Origin of the sequence: Saccharothrix hoggarensis, assembly GCF_042678885.1 — a bacterium.
In the GTDB taxonomy this organism is placed as follows: domain Bacteria; phylum Actinomycetota; class Actinomycetes; order Mycobacteriales; family Pseudonocardiaceae; genus Actinosynnema; species Actinosynnema hoggarensis.
The window spans coordinates 1-6,381 of record NZ_JBHTLK010000316.1 but is presented as its reverse complement, the minus strand read 5'-3'; the positions used below and the strand labels follow the sequence as shown (position 1 = coordinate 6,381).

5 protein-coding genes are annotated in these 6,381 nt (G+C 73.7%); 3 read left to right on the top strand and 2 right to left on the bottom strand.

Going from position 1 to position 6,381, the window contains the following annotated elements:
• Positions 1 to 81: 81 nt before the first annotated feature.
• The 3 genes from ACFQ3T_RS33410 to ACFQ3T_RS33400 all read left to right on the top strand — a co-directional run bounded on the left by ACFQ3T_RS33410 (position 82) and on the right by ACFQ3T_RS33400 (position 5,162).
• Complete coding sequence (locus tag ACFQ3T_RS33410) at positions 82 to 384, top strand: DUF1416 domain-containing protein (RefSeq protein ID WP_380729630.1); 303 nt, start codon at positions 82 to 84, stop codon at positions 382 to 384.
• Positions 385 to 626: 242 nt separating this feature from the next.
• On the top strand, positions 627 to 1,850 hold the full coding sequence (locus tag ACFQ3T_RS33405) for an MFS transporter (RefSeq protein WP_380729628.1): 1,224 nt from the start codon (positions 627 to 629) through the stop codon (positions 1,848 to 1,850).
• Positions 1,851 to 1,961: 111 nt separating this feature from the next.
• Positions 1,962 to 5,162 (top strand): LamG-like jellyroll fold domain-containing protein, encoded by a 3,201-nt coding sequence (locus ACFQ3T_RS33400; RefSeq protein ID WP_380729626.1) that lies wholly within the window; start codon positions 1,962 to 1,964, stop codon positions 5,160 to 5,162.
• Between the two features lie 49 nt (positions 5,163 to 5,211).
• Here the strand turns inward: ACFQ3T_RS33400 and ACFQ3T_RS33395 are convergent, their stop codons facing one another.
• The gene (locus tag ACFQ3T_RS33395; RefSeq protein WP_380729624.1) at positions 5,212 to 5,820 is read right to left on the bottom strand and encodes an SGNH/GDSL hydrolase family protein; all 609 of its coding nucleotides are present in this window, start codon (positions 5,818 to 5,820) and stop codon (positions 5,212 to 5,214) included.
• A gap of 127 nt (positions 5,821 to 5,947) precedes the next feature.
• Positions 5,948 to 6,381, bottom strand: a 434-nt coding sequence (locus tag ACFQ3T_RS33390) for a DUF2231 domain-containing protein (protein WP_380729622.1), incomplete at its 5' end; no start/stop codon positions are given.

Below are 6,381 nucleotides of genomic sequence, written 5' to 3'. Positions count from 1 at the left end.
AGAACTACGACGGTTCCTGGACCGAGTACGGCTCGCTCATCGGCGTCCCCGTCGAACTCGGCACCGGCAAGGAGGCCTGACATGAGCCTGGACGGCTGCGGCGCGCCCCCACAGGGCGGCCACATCGACGTGGGGGCCAACGAGGTGGTGGTGAGCGGCAAGGTGCTCACCGCGGGCGCGCCGGTCGGCGGGGCGTACGTGCGCCTGCTCGACGCGTCGGGCGAGTTCACGGCCGAGGTCGTGTCCTCTTCGGAGGGTGACTTCCGGTTCTTCGCCGCGCCGGGCAAGTGGACCGTGCGGGTGCTCTACCGCGACGTCAGCGGGCAGTCGGACGTGGTCGCGCTCGGTCCGGGCGTGCACGACGTCGAGGTGTCGCTGAACTGACCGAGGACGGGGCGGCGGCACGCGAACCCACCGCGCATCGCAAGCCGCCGCCCCGTCCTTGTTCTTCGGGCACACTGGATGTTCGGCCCACGCCGGTTCTTCGGGCGCACCCGATCTTCGGCCCACGCCGGATAGTCGAAGTTCTTCGGGCACGCCGGATCGTCGGTACGCGCCGGATCTCCGGTACGCGCCGGATCGGCGGGCACGCCGAATTGTCGGTGGGTGCCGGCAGGTTCGGAGCCGTGACCCGCACCCCTCCTCCGCTGCTGCGCGACCCGGCGTTCCGCTGGTACTTCGTCGCCCGGACGTCCTCCCACCTCGGCGACGGCCTGATCTCCATCGCCCTGCTGTTCGGCGCGCTGCGCCTCGGGGCGTCGCCGACCGAGGTGGGGCTCGTGCTGCTCGCCGGCCGGTTGCCGGTGGTCGTGTTCACGATCGTCGGCGGCGTGGTGGGCGACCTGGTGTCGCGCCGCGCCGTCATGCTGGCCGCCGACGTCGTCCGGTTCGCCTCCCAGGGTGTGACGGCCGTCCTCCTGATCACCGGCACCGCGACCCTGTGGCACCTGGCGGTGTTGCAGGCGGTCGCGGGGACGGCCAACGCCTTCTTCGCGCCCGCCGCGGCGGGCCTGGTCGCCGACGTGGTGCCCGAGGCGCGACGCCGTCAGGCCAACGCCCTGCTCAACGCCGCCCAGAACGCCGCGACGCTCCTCGCCCCGGTGGTGTCGGCGACGTTGGTGGCCACGGTCGGCGCGGGCGTGTCGTTCGCCGTGGACGCGGCCACGTTCGCGGTGAGCGCCGTCTCGCTCCTGGCCCTCAAGGCCCCGGACCGGGTGGTGCCCCGACGGCCGGCGCTGCTCGACGCCCTGCGGCACGGGTGGCGCGACTTCCGCGCCCGCCCGTGGTTGCAGGCCACCACCGTCCAGGTCGCCGTCATCAACGGCGCCTGCATCTCGCCGTTCCTCGTCATCGGCCCGATCATCGCCGACCAGCGGCTGGGCGGTCCGCTGGCGTGGGCGTTGATCGGCAACGGCTACGCCGTCGGCGCGTTGCTGGGCAGCGCCGTCGTCCTGCGCTGGAGGCCGCGCCGCCCGCTCCGGGTCGCCGTCACCATCCCGGTCGCCCTGGCCCCGCTGCTGGTCCTGCTCGCCGCTGGCGCGCCGGCGCCGGTGCTCGCCGCCGCGGCGGTGCCGGCGGGCGTGCAGTCGGCGATCTACGCCGTGCTCACCAGCACCGCCCGGCAGGTCCACGTGCCGGCCGACCTCGTCGCCCGGGCCACCGGGTTCTCCACCGTCGTGGGGCTGGCCGCCGCGCCCGTGGGGATGGCGCTGGCCGGACCGGTGGCCGAGCGCGTCGGCACGGACGCCGTGCTGCTCGCGGGCGCGCTGATCGCGGTGCTGAGCGTGCCGCCGGCGCTCGCCGTGCGCTCCGTCCGGCACCTCCCGGCCGAGTCGACGCCGGGTGTCTGATCCTGTGCGAGAGCGCTCCCATCACCCTTCCTTGTTGTTGTCCTTTGCGGGACGTTGTGGATAGATGGGCGATGCTGTGATGGCACTCACAGTCAGGACCAAGGAGAACCCATGCTCCGCACCGTTGCCCGCATGTCCACCCTGCTCTTGGCCTTGATACCCGCCCTGTCGACCGGCCCCGGTCCCGCCGCCGGCGCCGAGCCCTCCCCCGTGCACGGCCTCAAGGGCGAGTACTTCCGCATGTCCGCTCCCGGCGCGCGGGACTTCGCCGAACTCGGCGGCGTCGCGCTCGACCCCACCATCGACTTCGCCGGCCTGACCGGCACGTTCGAGTCCTTCACCGGGCGGACCGAACACGTCACCGCCCGCTGGACCGGTCAGCTCACCGCCCCGGAGACCGGCGACTACACCTTCCACGCCATCGGCGACAACGGCTTCCGGCTGTTCCTCGACGGCCAGCCGGTCATCGACCACTGGGTCGGCGACTGGGACGTCGAGCAGCACAGCCGGCCCGTCCACCTCGTCGCGGGCCAGGCGCACGACTTCCGGCTGGAGATGTTCCAGGACGTCGGCGGCGCGACCATGTTCCTGCGCTGGTCGTCGGCCACGACCGGCAAGCAGGTCGTGCCCGAGTCGGCCTTCACCCCGCCCGCCGGCTTCCGCGTCTACCCGGTCGCGCTGACCGTGTCCGGCACTGGCCTGGAACTCGAAGCGGCCTTTGACAACGATGTCACCGCCCTCGGCGACCTCGTCCGGCACCTGACCGTGGAGGCGGACACCGTCCCGATGCCGGTCGCGTCGGCGGCCGTGGCGGACGACCCGTCGCGGGTCGTCGTGACGTTGGCCGAGCCGATCCAGAAGGGCCAGCGGATACGCGTGGCGTACGACGGGCGCGGCGGTCTGGAGGTCGGCGGCGAGGCCGTGCCGCAGGTCGTCCGCACGGCGGCCAACACCTCGACCCACCGGCTGAAGACCGAGTGGGGCGAGCGGCTGGACGCCGAGCACCCGCTGCCCGAGTACCCGAGACCGCAGCAGGTGCGGCGGGACTGGCTCAACCTCAACGGTCCCTGGGAGTTCGCCGGTGCGAGGGCCGGTGAGGAGCCCGCGTTCGGCCGGGCGCTGCCCGAGCGGATCATCGTGCCGTTCCCCGTCGAGTCGCAGCTGTCCGGCCTCGAACGGCACGAGGACCACATGTTCTACCGCCGGCAGTTCACCGTCCCCCAGGACTGGAAGGTCGGCAGGGGCCACCGGCTGAAGCTGAACTTCGGCGCGGTCGACCACCACGCGCGGGTGTGGGTGGACGGCACGCCGGTCGCCGAGCACACCGGCGGCTACACCGCGTTCACCGCCGACGTGACCGACGCGCTGCGCGGCGAGAGCCCGCACGAGCTGCTGGTCGCCGTCACCGACACGACCGGCGACAACCAGCCGATCGGCAAGCAGTCCCGCAACCCCGGCGGCATCGTCTACACGCAGTCGTCCGGGATCTGGCAGACGGTGTGGCTGGAACCCGTGCCCGACAAGGCGATCGACGACGTCGTGACCACGCCCGACCTGGCCGCCGAGGCGCTGGTGGTGCGGGTGGAGTCGGCGACCGCGTCACCGGACGCCGTCGTCCGGGTCACCGCGCGGGACCACGACGGCGAGAAGGTCTCCTCGGTCACCGGCAAGCCGGGCGCGGACCTGACGCTGCCGATGCCCGACCCGCACCTGTGGTCGCCGGACGACCCGTACCTGTACGACCTCGACCTGAGCCTGACGGACGGGTCGAGCCACGACCGCGTCGAGAGCTACTTCGGCATGCGGTCCGTCGGCGTCCAGGACGTCGGCGGGTTCCCCAAGCTGGTGCTCAACGGCAAGCCGATCTTCTCGCTCGCCCTGCTGGACCAGGGTTTCTGGCCCGACGGCCTGCACACCCAGCCCAGCGACGAGGCCCTGCGGTTCGACCTGCGGGCGCAGAAGGACCTGGGGTTCAACGCGGTCCGCAAGCACATCAAGATCGAGCCCGCCCGCTGGTACCACCACGCGGACCGGCTGGGGTTGTTGGTGTGGCAGGACTTCGTGTCGGCGAACATCACCGACGAGACCGGGCAGGAGGCGTTCCTGACGGAGGGCCGGCGGGCCATGTCCCAGCTGCACGACTCGCCGTCCGTGATCGGCTGGGTCGTGTTCAACGAGGGCTGGGGCGAGTGGGACCGGGAGGAGACCGGCCGGATCGCCGAGGCGGTCAAGGCCGCCGACCCGTCCCGCGTCGTGAACGCGCACAGCGGCGTCAACTGCTGCGCGTCCAAGGGCGACTCCGGCAAGGGCGACGTCATCGACCACCACGACTACCTCAACCGCGACGCGCCGTGGCCGGACGCGACGCGCATCGCGATGGACGGCGAGCACGGCGGCTTCACCCTGCGCACGCCGGGGCACCAGTGGCCGGGCGTGCCCGCCGCGATCTACAGCGGCGTGGCGGACAAGGCGGCGTTGACGGCGAAGTACGTGTCCAACACCGAGACCTACTACCTGGCGGCGGCGGGCGCGGAACTGTCCGGCTCGGTCTACACGCAGGTCACGGACCTGGAGACGGAGCTGAACGGGTTGTGGACCTACGACCGGCGGGAGATCAAGGTCGACCCCGGCCCGGTGCGCGAGATCAACCGGCGGGTCGTCGAGGCCGGCGCCAACGCCGCCGAGGACGCCACCTACCCCGGCCGCGGCACGTGGCTGCTCGACGAGGGCAGCGGCACCGCGGGCGCCGACAGCAGCGGCGGCGACAGCCCGGTGACGCTGCACGGCGGCACGAGGTGGGGCGCGGGGGTGCGCGGGTCGGCGTTGGCGTTCGACGGCGACGGCGACTTCGCCCAGACCGCCGCGCCGGTGCTCGACACCAGGGGCGACTACACGGTGGCGGCGTGGGTGACGATGGAGTCCCTGCCCGGCAACTACGCCACCGCCGTCAGCCAGGACGGCCGGCGCACCGAGAACCCGTTCTACCTCCAGTACGGCCAGGGCCGGTTCGCGTTCAGCGCGCCGGGCGGACGTCGGGCGACGCACGAGGTGACGCCGGAGCTGGGCCGCTGGTACCACCTCGTCGGCGTGCACGACACCGCGGCGGGCGAGCTTCGGCTCTACGTGGACGGGCAGCGGGTGGCGACCACACCGGCCGGTCCCGCGGAGGTGAGCACCGGCCCGTTGACGATCGGCCGGGCCAGGTACGCGGGCCAGTCCGTCGACTGGTGGCACGGGTCGGTCGACGAGGTGCGCGCGTTCGGCCGCGCCCTCGGTGACGCGGAGGTGGGACAGCTCTTCGCGGACCGGTGAACGACGTGCCCGCCCGTCGGCCCCGGCGGGCGGGCACGACCGCCCCGGCTCAGGCCGCCCAGCGTCCCGCCGCCGCCACGACGTGCGGCGTGAGGGCGTCGGCGATGAGCGCGTACCCGGCGGGCGACGGGTGGAAGCGGTCGGCGGAGAACAGGCCGGGTTCGGTGGCGAACCGGTCGAACAACTCGGACCCGACGGCCGCCACCACGCCTCCCGCGCGGACCACGGCGGCGGCCTGCGCGTGCGCGTACAGGCCGCTGGCCTGCGACACGAACGCCCGGTAGGCCGGCGGCACGTGCGAGACGACGCCCAGGTCGGGGGCGGTGGCCACCACCACCTGGCCGCCCGCGCGACGCAGGTCGGCCACGGCGTCGTGCAGCAGGCCCGCGCCCACCGCGGGCGGGGTGAACGACGTCAGGTCGTTCGCGCCGATCACGATCAGCGCGAGGTCGACCCCGGTCGGCACGGCGGCCCGCACCTGGGCGGGCAGGTCGGCGGAACGCGCGCCGGACACGGCGTGCACCCCGAGGTCCACCGGGTGCCCCGCCGCCCGCAGCTCGGCGGACAACAGCGGGCCCAACGCCTGGTCGGCCCGCGCGCAGCCCACGCCGACGGCCAGCGAATCACCCAGGACGCGGAAGCGGAGTTGCTTGGTCATCACGGGGACAACGTCCGGACCCGTCCCCGTGCTCCCGAACGACGTCGAGGTCACACCACCCGCGTCACACCACGGTCCGCGTCACCACGGGTCCACGTCACCACGGCCCGCGTCAACACGGCCCGCGTCACCACGGCCCGTCCACCGCCGGGACGCGGGCCTCCTCCTGCCACCGGCCGACGCCCGAGCCCTGCGCGTAGGACAGGTGGCCGCCGAGCGCGCCGCCTGCGCTGAGCACCAGCAGCCCGACCAGGCCCCACACCCGCGCCGCCCGGTCGCCGCACCGGGTCGAGGCGAGGAAGCAGCCCGCCGCCAGCGTGTTGACGACGGCGTGCAGCGCGCCCACGCGCCGCTGGGGAACGTCCAGGTGGGAGAAGTCCGCGAGGCCGAGCAGCACCGTCGGCGGGGTCGCGGCCAGCCCGACCAGCACCAGCCGACGTGCGGCGGCACGATCGCCGAAGCCCACGTCGAGCACGGCGGAGCACACCCACGCGCCGATCGGCACGGTCACCAGCAGCGGGTGCACGGGGTGGCCCAGCCACGCGCCGCGCAGCAACCGGT